Source organism: Serratia sp. B501 (assembly GCF_051172315.1).
GTDB lineage: Bacteria > Pseudomonadota > Gammaproteobacteria > Enterobacterales > Enterobacteriaceae > Serratia > Serratia ureilytica.
Window position 1 is genome coordinate 261,244 of the sequence record NZ_JBPIZB010000005.1, and the last position, 14,324, is coordinate 275,567.

At 58.3% G+C, this 14,324-nt stretch carries 15 protein-coding genes; 9 read left to right on the top strand and 6 right to left on the bottom strand.

Annotation, left to right across the window (positions count from 1 at the left end; genetic code table 11):
- Positions 1 to 459: 459 nt before the first annotated feature.
- Positions 460 to 3,057 (top strand): bifunctional aconitate hydratase 2/2-methylisocitrate dehydratase, encoded by a 2,598-nt coding sequence (gene acnB / locus ACSBQV_RS17410; RefSeq protein WP_033644692.1) that lies wholly within the window; start codon positions 460 to 462, stop codon positions 3,055 to 3,057.
- Positions 3,058 to 3,196: 139 nt separating this feature from the next.
- The gene (gene yacL, locus ACSBQV_RS17415; protein WP_004937507.1) at positions 3,197 to 3,559 is read left to right on the top strand and encodes a protein YacL; all 363 of its coding nucleotides are present in this window, start codon (positions 3,197 to 3,199) and stop codon (positions 3,557 to 3,559) included.
- A 32-nt stretch (positions 3,560 to 3,591) separates the two neighbouring features.
- Here yacL and speD read toward each other — a convergent pair whose 3' ends face one another.
- The 3 genes from speD to ACSBQV_RS17430 all read right to left on the bottom strand — a co-directional run bounded on the left by speD (position 3,592) and on the right by ACSBQV_RS17430 (position 5,748).
- On the bottom strand, positions 3,592 to 4,386 hold the full coding sequence (gene speD / locus ACSBQV_RS17420; RefSeq protein WP_004937510.1) for an adenosylmethionine decarboxylase: 795 nt from the start codon (positions 4,384 to 4,386) through the stop codon (positions 3,592 to 3,594).
- Between the two features lie 27 nt (positions 4,387 to 4,413).
- Positions 4,414 to 5,277: a polyamine aminopropyltransferase gene (speE, locus tag ACSBQV_RS17425; protein WP_167324598.1), complete on the bottom strand. Its 864-nt coding sequence runs from the start codon at positions 5,275 to 5,277 to the stop codon at positions 4,414 to 4,416.
- A gap of 123 nt (positions 5,278 to 5,400) precedes the next feature.
- On the bottom strand, positions 5,401 to 5,748 hold the full coding sequence (locus ACSBQV_RS17430) for a YacC family pilotin-like protein (protein ID WP_033644927.1): 348 nt from the start codon (positions 5,746 to 5,748) through the stop codon (positions 5,401 to 5,403).
- Between the two features lie 219 nt (positions 5,749 to 5,967).
- Between ACSBQV_RS17430 and cueO the strand changes: the two genes are divergently transcribed.
- The 4 genes from cueO to hpt all read left to right on the top strand — a co-directional run bounded on the left by cueO (position 5,968) and on the right by hpt (position 8,849).
- Positions 5,968 to 7,644: a multicopper oxidase CueO gene (gene cueO / locus ACSBQV_RS17435; RefSeq protein ID WP_099784516.1), complete on the top strand. Its 1,677-nt coding sequence runs from the start codon at positions 5,968 to 5,970 to the stop codon at positions 7,642 to 7,644.
- Positions 7,645 to 7,749: 105 nt separating this feature from the next.
- Positions 7,750 to 7,941 carry a type II toxin-antitoxin system RelB family antitoxin gene (gene relB / locus ACSBQV_RS17440; protein WP_004937521.1) on the top strand — a complete coding sequence of 64 codons (192 nt, stop codon included), beginning with the start codon at positions 7,750 to 7,752 and terminating at the stop codon, positions 7,939 to 7,941.
- A gap of 5 nt (positions 7,942 to 7,946) precedes the next feature.
- On the top strand, positions 7,947 to 8,222 hold the full coding sequence (locus ACSBQV_RS17445; protein ID WP_099784514.1) for a type II toxin-antitoxin system RelE/ParE family toxin: 276 nt from the start codon (positions 7,947 to 7,949) through the stop codon (positions 8,220 to 8,222).
- A gap of 90 nt (positions 8,223 to 8,312) precedes the next feature.
- Positions 8,313 to 8,849 carry a hypoxanthine phosphoribosyltransferase gene (gene hpt, locus ACSBQV_RS17450; RefSeq protein ID WP_048234659.1) on the top strand — a complete coding sequence of 179 codons (537 nt, stop codon included), beginning with the start codon at positions 8,313 to 8,315 and terminating at the stop codon, positions 8,847 to 8,849.
- A gap of 37 nt (positions 8,850 to 8,886) precedes the next feature.
- Here the strand turns inward: hpt and can are convergent, their stop codons facing one another.
- Complete coding sequence (can, locus tag ACSBQV_RS17455) at positions 8,887 to 9,543, bottom strand: carbonate dehydratase (RefSeq protein WP_015379031.1); 657 nt, start codon at positions 9,541 to 9,543, stop codon at positions 8,887 to 8,889.
- A gap of 211 nt (positions 9,544 to 9,754) precedes the next feature.
- Between can and ACSBQV_RS17460 the strand changes: the two genes are divergently transcribed.
- The 3 genes from ACSBQV_RS17460 (at position 9,755) to ACSBQV_RS17470 (ending at position 12,900) form a co-directional block, all read left to right on the top strand.
- Positions 9,755 to 10,678, top strand: coding sequence for an ABC transporter ATP-binding protein (locus ACSBQV_RS17460; RefSeq protein WP_033644695.1), 924 nt, complete (start codon positions 9,755 to 9,757; stop codon positions 10,676 to 10,678).
- Positions 10,675 to 11,445 carry an ABC transporter permease gene (locus ACSBQV_RS17465; RefSeq protein ID WP_033644696.1) on the top strand — a complete coding sequence of 257 codons (771 nt, stop codon included), beginning with the start codon at positions 10,675 to 10,677 and terminating at the stop codon, positions 11,443 to 11,445. The genes ACSBQV_RS17460 and ACSBQV_RS17465 overlap by 4 nt, the downstream gene beginning before the upstream one ends.
- 177 nt (positions 11,446 to 11,622) lie before the next feature.
- Complete coding sequence (locus tag ACSBQV_RS17470; RefSeq protein ID WP_033651335.1) at positions 11,623 to 12,900, top strand: polysaccharide deacetylase family protein; 1,278 nt, start codon at positions 11,623 to 11,625, stop codon at positions 12,898 to 12,900.
- A 36-nt stretch (positions 12,901 to 12,936) separates the two neighbouring features.
- Here ACSBQV_RS17470 and panD read toward each other — a convergent pair whose 3' ends face one another.
- Positions 12,937 to 13,317: an aspartate 1-decarboxylase gene (gene panD, locus ACSBQV_RS17475; RefSeq protein ID WP_004937544.1), complete on the bottom strand. Its 381-nt coding sequence runs from the start codon at positions 13,315 to 13,317 to the stop codon at positions 12,937 to 12,939.
- A 145-nt stretch (positions 13,318 to 13,462) separates the two neighbouring features.
- Positions 13,463 to 14,317 carry a pantoate--beta-alanine ligase gene (panC, locus tag ACSBQV_RS17480; protein ID WP_046687790.1) on the bottom strand — a complete coding sequence of 285 codons (855 nt, stop codon included), beginning with the start codon at positions 14,315 to 14,317 and terminating at the stop codon, positions 13,463 to 13,465.
- Positions 14,318 to 14,324: the final 7 nt, after the last annotated feature.

Genomic DNA, 14,324 nt, shown 5'->3' on the forward strand with positions numbered 1-14,324 from the left:
GCTCAGATGCAGAACGCGGTTTTTTGTGGCCGCTGCGCCAAATTCCGATCCTCATGCTTATATCCGTTTTAATTATGTGGATATAATGCCCTGTTTGTCCGGCAGCCGATTACGCTGCGCTCAACGATTCAGCAAAGATTTAATGTTGCTTTTATGTGAACGAATTAACAACCGTTTCAAATCCTGATATGCTGGCTGAGCGGAACCGGGCACTGTACCTTACAGTCCAGGACATCGACAGCAGTGCCCCGTCAGGATAGATGGCATCAATATCGCCGTGCGTTCTACCCATCAGTCTTTCATGCTGTAACGCTGTTTGACCGTGCTTGTTTGCCCCAATCACCGTTTCGGGGCCTTTACGGGCCGATCGCCTAGCAACAGAGTGAAACCCAAAGGGTATAAACCCGGTTTGCATATACGCCAGGCACAATAAATGACAATGAGAGCGAGGAGAACGTCGTGCTAGAAGAATACCGTAAGCACGTAGCCGAGCGTGCTGCTGAGGGCATCGCCCCTAAGCCGCTAGACGCCACCCAAATGGCCGCGCTGGTCGAACTACTGAAGAATCCGCCAAAAGGCGAAGAAGAATTCCTGTTAGACCTGCTGATTAACCGTGTTCCACCGGGCGTCGACGAAGCCGCCTACGTCAAAGCAGGTTTCCTGGCGGCCATCGCCAAAGGTGAAGCGACATCCCCCCTGGTTACCCCCGAAAAAGCCATTGAACTGTTAGGCACCATGCAGGGCGGCTATAACATTCATCCGCTGATCGAAGCCCTGGACAACGAAAAGCTGGCGCCGATCGCCGCCAAAGCGCTGTCCCACACGCTGCTGATGTTCGACAACTTCTACGATGTGGAAGAGAAGGCGAAAGCCGGCAACGCGCACGCCAAGCAGATCATGCAGTCCTGGGCCGATGCCGAATGGTACCTGTCGCGCCCGGAGCTGGCGGAAAAGATCACCGTCACCGTGTTCAAAGTGACCGGCGAAACCAACACCGATGACCTGTCTCCGGCGCCGGACGCCTGGTCGCGCCCGGATATCCCGCTGCACGCGCTGGCGATGCTGAAAAACGAACGTGAAGGCATCGTGCCGGATCAGCCGGGCAGCGTCGGCCCGATCAAACAGATCGAGCTGCTGAACAAGAAAGGCTTCCCGCTGGCCTACGTCGGCGACGTGGTTGGCACCGGTTCCTCCCGTAAATCCGCCACCAACTCGGTGCTGTGGTTCATGGGCGACGACATCCCGCACGTGCCTAACAAGCGCGGCGGCGGCGTGGTGCTGGGCGGCAAGATTGCGCCTATCTTCTTCAACACCATGGAAGATGCCGGCGCCTTGCCGATCGAAGTGGACGTGTCCGAGCTGAACATGGGTGACGTGATCGACGTTTACCCGTACAAAGGTGAAGTGCGCAACCACGAAACCGGCGCGCTGATCGCCAACTTCGAGCTGAAAACCGACGTGCTGCTGGATGAAGTGCGCGCCGGCGGCCGTATCCCGCTGATCATCGGCCGCGGCCTGACCACCAAGGCGCGCGAAGCGCTCGGCCTGCCGCACAGCGACGTGTTCCGCATCGCCAAACCGGTAGCCGCCAGCAACAAAGGCTTCTCGCTGGCGCAGAAAATGGTCGGCCGCGCCTGCGGCGTCGCCGGCATTCGCCCTGGCGAATACTGCGAGCCGAAGATGACCTCCGTCGGCTCTCAGGACACCACCGGCCCGATGACCCGCGATGAGCTGAAAGACCTGGCCTGCCTCGGCTTCTCCGCCGATCTGGTCATGCAGTCGTTCTGCCACACCGCCGCGTACCCGAAACCGGTCGACGTGACCACGCACCACACGCTGCCTGACTTCATCATGAACCGCGGCGGCGTCTCGCTGCGCCCGGGCGACGGCGTGATCCACTCCTGGCTGAACCGCATGCTGCTGCCTGACACCGTCGGCACCGGCGGCGATTCCCACACCCGCTTCCCGATCGGCATCTCCTTCCCGGCCGGTTCCGGCCTGGTGGCGTTTGCCGCCGCGACCGGCGTGATGCCGCTGGATATGCCTGAGTCGGTGCTGGTGCGCTTCAAAGGCAAAATGCAGCCGGGCATCACCCTGCGCGATCTGGTGCACGCCATCCCTTACTACGCGATCCAGCAAGGTCTGCTGACCGTCGAGAAGAAGGGCAAGAAAAACATCTTCTCCGGCCGCATTCTGGAGATCGAAGGCCTGCCGGATCTGAAGGTCGAGCAGGCGTTTGAGCTGACCGATGCGTCCGCCGAACGTTCCGCCGCCGGTTGTACCATCAAGCTGGACAAGGCGCCGATTGAAGAGTACCTGAACTCCAACATCGTGCTGCTGAAGTGGATGATCTCCGAAGGCTACGGCGATCGCCGTACGCTGGAGCGCCGTATTCAGGGCATGGAAAAATGGCTGGCGGATCCGCAACTGCTGGAAGGCGATGCGGATGCGGAATACGCAGCGGTGATCGACATCGATCTGAACGAGATCAAAGAGCCGATCCTGTGTGCGCCGAACGATCCTGACGACGCGCGCCTGCTGTCCGACGTGGCCAACAGCAAAATCGATGAAGTGTTCATCGGTTCTTGCATGACCAACATCGGCCACTTCCGCGCGGCGGGCAAGCTGCTGGATCAGCACAAGGGCCAGCTGCCGACCCGTCTGTGGGTGGCGCCGCCAACCAAGATGGATGCGGCTCAGCTGACCGAAGAAGGCTACTACAGCGTCTTCGGCAAGAGCGGTGCGCGTATCGAGATCCCGGGCTGCTCGCTGTGCATGGGCAACCAGGCGCGCGTGGCGGACGGCGCGACGGTGGTCTCCACCTCGACCCGTAACTTCCCGAACCGTCTGGGCACCGGCGCCAACGTCTATCTGGCGTCTGCCGAACTGGCCGCGGTAGCGTCCCTGCTGGGCCGCCTGCCGACGCCGGACGAGTACCAGACCTATATGGCGCAGGTCGACAAGACGGCGGCGGATACCTACCGCTACCTGAACTTTGACCAGCTGGGCCAGTACACCGAAAAAGCCGACGGCGTGATCTTCCAAACCGCCGTGTAAGCCGCTATATTGCGCAACTGTTTAACGGGAGGCCTTGGCCTCCCGTTTTATTTTGCTCAGTTGCCAACTTTGCGAGCGCTCACTGAGTTAGTCCGCCATTTATGTTTACACTAAGAAAAAGGGCTCAGGAGGGCATGCTATGGATTACGAATTTCTGCGTGACGTCACCGGTCAGGTGATCGTCAGATTTTCGATGGGGCATGAAGCGATTGGCCATTGGATCAATGAAGAAGTCAAAGGCGATTTCAACCTGCTGGACCGCATTGAAGCCGGCGCGGCCGAGGTCAAAGGCAGCGAGCGCCAATGGCAGCTGGAAGGCCATGAATATACGCTGCTGATGGATGGTGAAGAAGTGATGATCCGCGCCAATCAGCTGGAGTTCGAGGGCGACGAAATGGAAGAGGGGATGAACTACTACGACGAAGAAAGCCTCTCATTCTGCGGCGTTGAGGATTTCTTGCTGGTGTTGAAGGCCTATCGTTCTTTCATGCTGAAGTACTAAGCATCAGGGCGCGGCGCGCCGCGCCCTTTCCATCACAGATGCGGAATATTGCGGCCGTAATAGATTTCCTGCATCTCTTTCCATAACAGATCGGTGATCTGCTTGCGTTCGGCTGCGCTCAACGCCTCCGGCTCCGCGTTAAACAGGTAGTGCTTCAGATCGAAATCTTTCAGCAACATCTTGGTATGGAAGATATTTTCCTGGTAAACGTTCACGTCCATCATGTGATACAGCGCCTTGATGTCTTCCGACATAAAGTTCTGGATCGAATTGATCTCATGATCGATGTAATGTTTCACGCCGTTCACGTCGCGGGTAAAACCGCGCACGCGATAGTCCATGGTGACGATGTCGGATTCCAGCTGGTGAATTAAGTAGTTCAGCGCCTTGAGGGGCGAAATGACGCCGCAGGTCGAGACCTCGATATCGGCGCGAAAGGTGCATAGCCCGCCTTCCGGATGGCTTTCCGGGTAGGTATGTACGCAGATATGGCTTTTGTCCAGGTGCGCGACGACCGTATTCGGCAACGGGCCTGGGTGTTCCGACGTATCGACGTCTTTCGGATCGATGGGCTCTTCGCTGACCAGGATGGTGACGCTGGCGCCCTGCGGCTCGTAGTCCTGACGCGCGATGTTCAGAATATTGGCGCCGATGATCGAGCAGGTCTCGCTCAGGATCTCGGTCAGCCGGTTGGCGTTATATTGTTCGTCTATGTAGGCGATATAGCCGTCGCGATCGTCCGCGGTTTTGGCATAACAAATATCGTAAATACAAAAACTCAGGCTCTTGGTCAGGTTGTTGAAGCCGTGCAGTTTTAGCTTATGCAATTTAGGCCACCTCCTTTATCTTCTCGCTTAACGTGTTACGTTCAGGGCATTGAGCAAATATTGCGGCAGGGCAAAGCTGCCGACGTGAATTGCCGGGTTGTAATAACGGCAGTGTAGGCCGCTTTGGTTAAAGCGTTGTTGCAGAGTCGGCAGATCGATCTGGCGCAGTGCCGGGTTCTGGCTCGCCCAGGCAAAGGTCATGATGCCGCCGTAATAGGTCGGGATCGCCGCCTGATAGAAGCTGACGTCGGTAAAGTAGCGGCTCAGTTTGGCGTGGCTGTTGACCGCCTCATCCTGTTGCAGGAAGCAGACGCCGTTTTGCGCAACGAAAATGCCGCCCTCATTCAGGCAGCGGGCGCAGCCTTCATAAAACGCTGAGGTGAACAGGCTTTCGCCGGGGCCGATCGGATCGGTGCAGTCGGAGATGATCACATCGAACGTTTCGTCGGTTTGATTCACGAAGTTGACGCCGTCGTCGATCACCAGCTTGAAGCGCGGATCGTCATAGGCGCCGGCGCTGTGGTTGGGCAGGTATTGGCGGCAGAACTCGACGACACCGGCGTCGATTTCGACCATGGTGATCTGCTCAACGCCAGGATGCCGGCTGACTTCGCGCAGCATGCCGCCGTCGCCGCCGCCGATGATCAGCACTTTCTTCGCCTGGCCATGCGCCAGCAGCGGCACGTGGGTCAGCATTTCGTGATAGATGAACTCGTCACGCTCGGTGGTTTGCACCACGCCGTCGAGCGCCATCACGCGCCCCAGTACCGGGTTCTCGAAGATCACCAGATCCTGATGATCGGTCTTCTCGCGGTACAGCACCTTCTCTACCGAAAAGTACTGGCCGAAGCCCGTATGCAGCGTTTCGTACCAAATTTCTTTCTGGGTCATGTGCGGGAAACTCCGTAATAACAGCCATGAAAAATCGGCGCAACATCATAGCTAACTCTGCCTGGCGATGCACGGTTGAATTTCAGACAGAGAGAGCGGAGGGCGGACGGGCGAGGGGGAAGATTAATTGGCGTAGGCCAGCAGGCTCAGGGAGTCGCGCGCCAGCGATTTGCACTTCTTGGGCGTTGGAATGGCGATGCCGCTCAGATCGCGATAGCTGTCTTCGCCCAGCGCCTTCATGTTAAAGCTGTTGTAGTTGCTCAAATCCCAGCGGTTTTGTTGCGCGAAATAGACGATGGCGCGCTTGATTTGCGCATTTGGCAAATCGTTGTAGCCGCAATCATTTTTCAAATAAATAAATACCGCCGTCAGATCGGCCAGATCTTCCGCCTCGGATTCATTCAGCGCCAGACTGGCGTTGGAGAAGCCCAGCATCGCCAGCAACAGCATCGTTAACGTTGTTTTTTTCATCATGAAATAGGCCTGTTTGTCGTCTGCAGACGTTACCACACTTGCCTGTAAAGGCACCAAATTTTATTGCTGACGGGCGCTGCCATAGCGCTCACCCACGGCGCGCTCTTGATTGTGAGGCATAGCTTAAAATACCGCCAGGAAAGGCTTGACCTTCCGCCTGGGGGAAGGTTTAGGCTGGCTGCGTTGAGTTATGTCACTGAGAAAAGGGAGTCAGCGATGTTACGCCGTGATTTTATTAAATTGACCGCTGCATTGGGCGCCGCGAGCGCATTGCCGTTATGGAGCCGGGCCGCCTTAGCGGCCGAGCGGCCGGCCCTGCCGGTGCCCCCGTTGTTAACGCCCGACGCGCAGGGAAAGATTGCGCTGGCGCTGCAGGCGGGGGAAACCCGCTGGTTGCCCGGCGCCGCCACCAAAACCTGGGGATTCAACGGTGCGCTGCTCGGGCCAGCGGTGAAGCTGCAGCGGGGTCAGCCGGTGACGGTCGATATCAAAAACCGCCTGGCGGAAGCCAGTACCGTCCACTGGCACGGCCTGGAAATCCCCGGCGACGTCGATGGCGGCCCGCAGGCGTTGATCCATCCCGGCGCAACGCGCACGGTGAATTTCACCGTCGATCAACCGGCGGCCACCTGCTGGTTCCACCCGCATACCCACGGTAAAACCGGCAGCCAGGTGATGATGGGGCTGGCGGGGCTGGTGCTGCTGGAAGACGATGAAAGCGCCAAACTGCCGCTGCCGAAAACCTGGGGGCAGGATGACATTCCGGTGATCCTGCAGGATAAGCGCTTGGGCAAAGATGCCCAGATCGAATATCGCCTGGACGTGATGAGCGCGGCGGTGGGTTGGTTTGGCGATCGCATGTTTACCAACGGCGCGCAGTACCCGCAACATCTGGCGCCGCGAGGTTGGCTGCGTTTGCGTTTCCTCAACGGTTGCAACGCCCGCTCGCTGAATCTGGCGGCCAGTGACAACCGCCCGCTGTACGTCATCGCCAGCGACGGCGGTTTTCTGGCGGAGCCGGTGAAGCTGACCGAGCTGCCGATGCTGATGGGCGAGCGCTTTGAAGTGCTGGTCGATGCCTCCGACGGGAAAGCGTTCGACATCGTGACGTTGCCGGTGAAACAGATGGGCATGACGCTGGCGCCGTTCGATCGGCCGCTGCCGGTGTTGCGCATTCAGCCGTCGTTGGCGCAGGGCATCAAAACCATGCCGGACAGCCTGGTGAAGCTGCCGACATTGCCTGCCACCACCGGCATCCAGGAGCGTTGGCTGCAGCTGATGATGGATCCGCAGCTGGATATGCTCGGCATGCAGGCGCTGATGGATCGTTATGGTCACCAGGCGATGGCCGGCATGAGCATGAATCATGGCGCGACGGGCGCTGGAGACATGAAAGGTATGGACCACGGTAACATGAAGGGCATGGAGAAGGGCGGCATGCAGGGCATGGACCACGGCGACATGAGCAGCATGAAAGGCATGGATCATGGCAAGATGGCCGGGATGGATCATGGCGGCGCGCAGGGCAACGCTAAACCGTTCGACTTCAGCCATGGCAACATGATCAACGGCAAGGCCTTCGACATGAACAAACCGATGTTTGCCGCCAAACGGGGCCAGTATGAAAAATGGACCATTTCCGGCGAGGGCGACATGATGCTGCACCCGTTCCACATTCACGGCACCCAGTTCCGGATCCTGTCGGAGAACGGCAAACCGCCGGCGGCGCATCGCAGCGGCTGGAAGGACACAGTGCGCGTCGAAGGGTGGCGCAGCGAAGTGCTGGTGCGCTTCGATCATCCGGCAAGCAGTGAACATGCGTATATGGCCCACTGCCACCTGTTGGAACACGAAGATACCGGCATGATGATGGGCTTTACCGTCGGCGAATGATCGCGGCCCGTCGCTCAGGTGGCGGCGCGCTCGCGTCGCCACCGCTTGGTTCAATGAAAGGAAGCCGTTATACTGATTAAAATATCAGCTGTTGAGGAGTGCGTCATGCCGACAAAATTGGATCCCATCGTTTCTGAGTTTGAGACTCAAGAGCAGGCTGATAGTTACGATCGTTGGTTCAGAAGCACCGTGGAATCTTCCATCAATAGCGACACACCCCGCGTCCCCCATGACGAGGTTATGGCCGGTGCTCGTCACATTATCGAACAGGCGAAAGCCAAAAGAAAATCGGCCTGACCCTCATGTTAATCGTCAAATGGACTGACGAAGCAAAAACGGGTTTATACACGCTGCTTGCCTTTATCGCGGAGCGAAACCCACTTGCCGCTGAGGCTCTGTTGCAACGCATTGAAGAGTCGGTTATCCCGTTAGCGGAACATCCTTATCTGTTCCGGCCAGGCAGGGTGAACGGGACCCGTGAAATGGTCGTTCATCCTAATTACATTGTGGTTTACCGCGTGCTGGCTGCACACATTGAAATAGTGGGTGTCCTGCACGCTCGTCAGGAATACCCTTAATAAAGAAAACTCCCCTGTCCGGGAGAGAGGCAACTCGTAACGGCCTATGCTAAACTCTGCGCCTTTCTTCCGGCAACTGACCTGAATACTATGAAACACACTGTAGACGTAATGATTTCCGAGCAGGAAGTTAAGACCCGTATCGCCGAACTTGGCCGCCAGATCACCGAACATTACCGCGACAGCGGCAGTGACATGGTGCTGGTCGGGCTGCTGCGCGGCTCCTTCATGTTCATGGCCGATCTGTGCCGCGCGATTGACGTGCCGCATGAAGTCGACTTCATGACGGCTTCCAGCTACGGCAGCGGCATGTCCACCACCCGCGACGTGAAGATCCTCAAGGATCTGGACGAAGACATTCGCGGCAAAGACGTGCTGATCGTGGAAGACATCATCGATTCCGGCAACACGCTGAACAAAGTGCGCGAGATTTTGGCGCTGCGCGGGCCGAAATCGCTGGCGATTTGCACCTTGCTGGACAAGCCTGAGCGCCGTGAAGTGCAGGTGCCGGTCGAATACGTCGGCTTCTCGATCCCGGATGAGTTCGTGGTGGGGTATGGCATCGACTACGCCCAGCGCTACCGTCACCTGCCGTACGTCGGCAAAGTGGTGCTGCTGGACGAGTAATTGATGTGGGGCGCGGCCTGCCGCGCCCGCGGCGGGATTATACGCCTTTATCCTGCTTCAGTTTGGCTATCGCTTTGCGGTAGCCCATCTCCAGGCTCTCGCGGCTGGTCGCCAGCACTTCCATATCGCGCAGACGGCCGTCCTGAATGCCGTACACCCAGCCGTGGATCATCACCTTCTGGCCGCGTTTCCAGGCCGATTGCATGATGGTGGAGTGGCCCAGGTTGTATACCTGCTCAATGACGTTGATCTCGCACAGCATGTCAAAACGCTGTTCCGGCGGCAGCTCGCCCAGCAGCGAACTGTGCTTGTACCACAGATCGCGAATGTGCAGCAGCCAGTTGTCGATCAGCCCCAGCTCCGGGTTTTCCACCGCGGCCTGCACGCCGCCGCAGCCCAGGTGGCCGCAGATGATGATGTGTTCGACCTCCAGCACATCTACCGCATACTGCACCACCGACAGGCAGTTAAGATCGGTGTGGATAACGAGGTTCGCCACGTTGCGATGGACGAACAGTTCACCCGGCTCGAGGCCGGTCAGGCGTTCTGCGGGAACGCGGCTGTCAGAGCAACCAATCCATAAGAAGCGGGGCTTTTGCGCCTGGGCTAAACGTTCAAAAAAATCCGGGTCTTCCTGACTGATATTGGCCGACCAGGCCTGGTTGTTGGCGATAAGCTCTTCGATTTCTTTCATGGAGGTGATTGACCCGTAACGAACAGATTGCGTTGGGGTAATATAGGGTAAGCGTCACAATTTGGAAATCGGAACAGTGGTGCAACCTCATTTACCGCACGGATTCGACGCAGTGAAAACGCCGTCGATGCTAGGATTATTGTTATTGTTTCAAGCCTCGCAAACAGGGGGCGCGGCGGCATACTCATCGTTATAAGGTACTATTTTACATATGAATTATGCACTGGAATTAGCGCAGCTGACCAAGACTTACGCCGGTGGCGTCAAGGCGCTGCGCGGCATCGACCTGAGCGTCGAGGCGGGGGATTTTTATGCCCTGCTGGGGCCAAACGGCGCCGGAAAGTCCACCACCATCGGCATCATCAGCTCGCTGGTGAACAAAACCGCCGGCAGCGTGCGGGTGTTCGGTTACGACATCGATAAAGACATCGTCAACGCCAAACGCCAGCTTGGCCTGGTGCCGCAGGAGTTCAACTTCAACCCGTTTGAAACCGTATTGCAGATCGTGGTGAACCAGGCGGGTTACTATGGCGTCACGCGGCGTGAAGCGATGGCGCGCGCCGAAAAGTACCTCAATCAGCTGGACCTGTGGGGCAAGCGCAACGAGCGTGCTCGCATGCTGTCCGGCGGCATGAAGCGCCGTCTGATGATCGCCCGCGCGTTGATGCACCAACCAAAGCTGTTGATCCTCGATGAACCGACCGCCGGGGTGGATATCGAGCTGCGCCGCTCGATGTGGGGCTTTCTGAAAGAGCTGAACGCCCAGGGCACCACTATCATCCTCACCACCCACTATTTGGAAGAGGCGGAGATGCTGTGCCGCAACATCGGCATCATCCAGAACGGGGAGCTGGTGGAAAACACCTCGATGAAGGGGCTGCTGGCCAAGCTCAAGTCGGAAACCTTTATCCTCGATCTGGCGGCGAAAAGCCCGCTGCCGAAGCTGGACGGTTACCGCAGCCGCCTGACGGATACCTCGACGCTGGAAGTGGAGGTGATGCGTGAACAGGGGCTAAACGGCCTGTTCGCCCAGCTGAGCGCGCAGGGCGTGCAGGTGCTGAGCATGCGCAACAAGGCGAACCGTCTGGAAGAGCTGTTTGTCACCCTGGTTAACGGCAATGGAGAGAAAGCATGACGCGTTTGTATTGGGTGGCCTTACAGAGCATCTGGGCCAAAGAGGTGAACCGCTTCGCGCGCATCTGGATCCAGACCCTGGTGCCACCGGTGATCACCATGACGCTGTACTTCATCATCTTCGGCAACCTGATCGGTTCGCGCATCGGCGATATGCACGGCTTCAGCTACATGCAGTTCATCGTGCCCGGCCTTATCATGATGGCGGTGATCACCAACTCCTACGCCAACGTCGCGTCGTCGTTCTTCAGCGCCAAATTCCAGCGCAACATTGAGGAACTGCTGGTGGCGCCGGTGCCGACCCACGTGGTGATCGCCGGCTATGTCGGCGGCGGCGTGGCGCGCGGTATCTGCGTCGGCGTGCTGGTGACCATCATCTCGCTGTTCTTCGTGCCGCTGCAGGTGCACGCCTGGTGGGTGATTGCGCTGACGCTGTTGCTGACGGCGATCCTGTTCTCGCTGGCGGGGCTGATCAACGCGGTGTTCGCCACCACTTTCGACGACATCAGCCTGATCCCGACCTTCGTGTTGACGCCGCTCACCTACCTGGGCGGGGTGTTCTACTCGCTGTCGCTGCTGCCGCCGTTCTGGCAGGCGGTGTCGAAGCTGAACCCGATCGTCTATATGATCAGCGGTTTCCGCTACGGTTTCCTCGGCATCAACGACGTGCCGCTGGCGTTCACCATGGCGGTGCTGGTGGCGTTTATCACGGTGTTCTACCTGCTGTCCTGGTACCTGATCGAACGCGGCCGCGGCCTGCGCAGCTGATCCTGATGCGCCCTCGTTTTCCCGGCGGGGGCGCTTTTCCCGATTTGGCGCAGGCGGCGCGTAAATCAATAGAATCGCTCAAATAACCGCTAGTTCCCCGCTGTTCAAATCGTGCTATGCTGGCGCTCCACATTTCCTTCATTTTTGTCATTACGCACTCGTAAGCAGAACATCATCATGCGGCCTCAATACAAGTTGGCGACTGGGTTACTCGGCATTCTGATGTCGTTGGTTTCCCCTGTGAGCCTGGCGAATCTGCTGTCGGAAGACGGCGCGGTTAAATCTGAATACATGGAAGCGCAGCGCGACAGCGAAGTCTATTCGCTGGTGGGCGAGCATGTGATCCCGGTAGGGGAAGTGAAGCGCGGGCAACTGATCCAGGTGTTCCCGGCGGATGCGGAATACTACGAATTCAAATTCGGGCACGGCACCGGCTTTATCGATAAAGACGACGTGCGCGAGCTGAAGAAGTCGCGCAAGGTGCAAGACGATCTGGGCGAGCTGAACAAGCCGCTGACCAACCAGAATCTGATCACCCAAAAGGCGATCGACGTATACACCGCGGCGGACAAGAACAGCGAGGTCTTCGGCACGCTGGAAGGCAATCTGCGTTATCCGATCATCGGCAAGCTGAAGGATCGGCTGAACAATACCTGGTACGAGGTCAACATCGGCGATCGGCTGGGGTTCGTCAATGAGCTGGACTGCGAGATCGATAACGGCATACCGGTGCTGACCTACCATCACCTGCTGAAAAACGAAGAGAACAAGCGCTTCCGCCATACCTCGACCACTACCTCGGACGTGGCGTTCAGCAACCAGATGACCTACCTGAAGCAGGCGGGTTACGACACCATTTCGCTGTATCAGCTGGAAGCCTACCTGAAAAATCAGATCAACCTGCCGGGCAAGGCGATCGTGCTGACCTTCGACGACGGGCTGAAATCGGTTTATCGCTACGCTTACCCGGTATTGAAGGATTACGGTTTCCGCGCGACGGCGTTCATCATCTCTTCGCGCATCAAGCGTCATCCGCAGAAATGGAACCCGGACTCGCTGCAGTTTATGAGCGTCTCGGAGCTCAAGCAGATTCAGGACGTGTTCGACGTGCAGTCGCACACCCACTTCCTGCATCGCACCGACGGCAATCGCCAGCCGATTTTGCTGAGCCGTTCGCTGCACAATATCGAGTTCGATTTTGAGCGCTCGCGCCGCGCGCTGTCGCAGTTCAACCCGCACGTGCTGTATCTGTCTTACCCGTTCGGCGGCTATAACCAGCGGGCTATCCAGGCGGCGCAGGACGCCGGTTTCCATCTGGCGGTGACCACGGTGCAGGGTAAGGTGAAGCCGGGGGATAATCCCTATACGTTGAAGCGGCTGTATATTCTGCGCACCGACTCGATCCAGACCATGGCGGATCGGATAGCCAACAAGCCGGGCACGGTGGTGCAGTAAGGAAAAGAACGGGCGCGCGAGGCGCCCGTTTTACCGTCAGGCGACCTGAACCGGCACGGCTTTCGCCTTGCGCTGCAGGTTGTTGTCACCCTCGAAATAGGCGACTTTCGGGTGATGTTGGCGGGCGTCGGCGTCGGTCATTTGCACATAGGAGCAGATGATCAGTTTGTCGCCCACGCAGGCGCAGCGCGCGGCGGCGCCGTTGACCGAAATAATGCGCGAACCGCGCTCGGCGGCGATGGCGTAGGTGGAGAAGCGCTGGCCGTTATCCACGTTGTAGATATCGATCGCTTCATATTCCAGAATGCCGGCCGCTTCCAGGAAATCCTGATCGATGGCGCAGGATCCTTCATAGTGCAAGTCAGCCTGAGTGACTTTGACGCGATGCAGCTTGCCTTGCAGCATAGTACGTATCATAGCTTTACCTAACTGAATATCGGCCTTCACAGGCGTTGGGGTTGAACATCTCTCCTGCATCCCTGCAATCTCTATCGTCACCGATCGTTCCGCCATTGTCTACCTATGGTCAGGGCGGCAGGATGACGACAGTATAAAAAATGACTTACAGCGTCAGGTCAACCTGCTGGTTGTCGATAAGCCGCGCTTTGCCCAGCCAGGCGGCCATCAGCACCACCGCCCGTTGGCTGTCCACCGTCAGCGGCTGCAGGCTGTCGGCATCGCGAATAAACAGCTCATCCGGCGTAAAGCCGGCGGCGCGCAGTTGCTCGGCGGTCTGTTCCAACAGCGTTTCGACATGGCGCTCGCCATTGGCCAGCTGCTGCGCCAGCGCGTTCATGATTTTGCTCAGCTGCGGCGCAACCTTGCGTTCCTCGGCGGTCAGGTAACCGTTGCGTGAACTGAGGGCCAGGCCGTCTTTGGCGCGCACGGTCGGCACGCCGACGATGTCGATGTCGTAACCCATGTCCGCGACCATTTTGCGGATCAGCGCCAATTGTTGGTAGTCCTTCTCGCCGAAACAGGCCAAATCAGGCTGCACCAGGTTGAACAGCTTGCTGACGATGGTGGAAACGCCGCGGAAGTGGCCCGGCCGGCTTGCGCCTTCCAGAATGGTGGAGATGCCCGGCACGTCGACATAGGTTTGCTGCTCCAGCCCCTGCGGATAGACCGCGGCCGGGGCCGGCGCGAACACCAGATCGACGCCGCGGCGGGTCAGCTTCTCGCTGTCTTCCTGCAGCGTGCGCGGGTAGCGCGCCAGATCGTCCGGGCGATCGAACTGCATCGGGTTGACGAAGACGCTCACCACCACCACGTCGGCGCGGGCGCGCGCTTCATCGACCAGCGTCATATGGCCGTCGTGCAGGTTGCCCATGGTCGGCACCAGTGCGATGCGCTTGCCGTCCTGGCGCCAGCGGCGGATCTGCTGACGCAGCAGCGGCAGGGTTTCGATAATAATCATTGGGTGA

Excerpts from the sequence above, each read along its gene's own strand:
- can (WP_015379031.1), bottom strand. The coding sequence starts at position 9,543 with ATGAAAGAAATCGAAGAGCTTATCGCCAACAACCAGGCCTGGTCGGCC.
- speE (WP_167324598.1), bottom strand. The coding sequence starts at position 5,277 with ATGACCCAGAAAGAAATTTGGTACGAAACGCTGCATACGGGCTTCGGC.
- hpt (WP_048234659.1), top strand. The coding sequence starts at position 8,313 with ATGAAACACACTGTAGACGTAATGATTTCCGAGCAGGAAGTTAAGACC.
- panD (WP_004937544.1), bottom strand. The coding sequence starts at position 13,317 with ATGATACGTACTATGCTGCAAGGCAAGCTGCATCGCGTCAAAGTCACT.
- ACSBQV_RS17465 (WP_033644696.1), top strand. The coding sequence starts at position 10,675 with ATGACGCGTTTGTATTGGGTGGCCTTACAGAGCATCTGGGCCAAAGAG.
- relB (WP_004937521.1), top strand. The coding sequence starts at position 7,750 with ATGCCGACAAAATTGGATCCCATCGTTTCTGAGTTTGAGACTCAAGAG.
- ACSBQV_RS17445 (WP_099784514.1), top strand. The coding sequence starts at position 7,947 with ATGTTAATCGTCAAATGGACTGACGAAGCAAAAACGGGTTTATACACG.
- ACSBQV_RS17430 (WP_033644927.1), bottom strand. The coding sequence starts at position 5,748 with ATGAAAAAAACAACGTTAACGATGCTGTTGCTGGCGATGCTGGGCTTC.
- ACSBQV_RS17470 (WP_033651335.1), top strand. The coding sequence starts at position 11,623 with ATGCGGCCTCAATACAAGTTGGCGACTGGGTTACTCGGCATTCTGATG.
- cueO (WP_099784516.1), top strand. The coding sequence starts at position 5,968 with ATGTTACGCCGTGATTTTATTAAATTGACCGCTGCATTGGGCGCCGCG.
- panC (WP_046687790.1), bottom strand. The coding sequence starts at position 14,317 with ATGATTATTATCGAAACCCTGCCGCTGCTGCGTCAGCAGATCCGCCGC.
- ACSBQV_RS17460 (WP_033644695.1), top strand. The coding sequence starts at position 9,755 with ATGAATTATGCACTGGAATTAGCGCAGCTGACCAAGACTTACGCCGGT.
- yacL (WP_004937507.1), top strand. The coding sequence starts at position 3,197 with ATGGATTACGAATTTCTGCGTGACGTCACCGGTCAGGTGATCGTCAGA.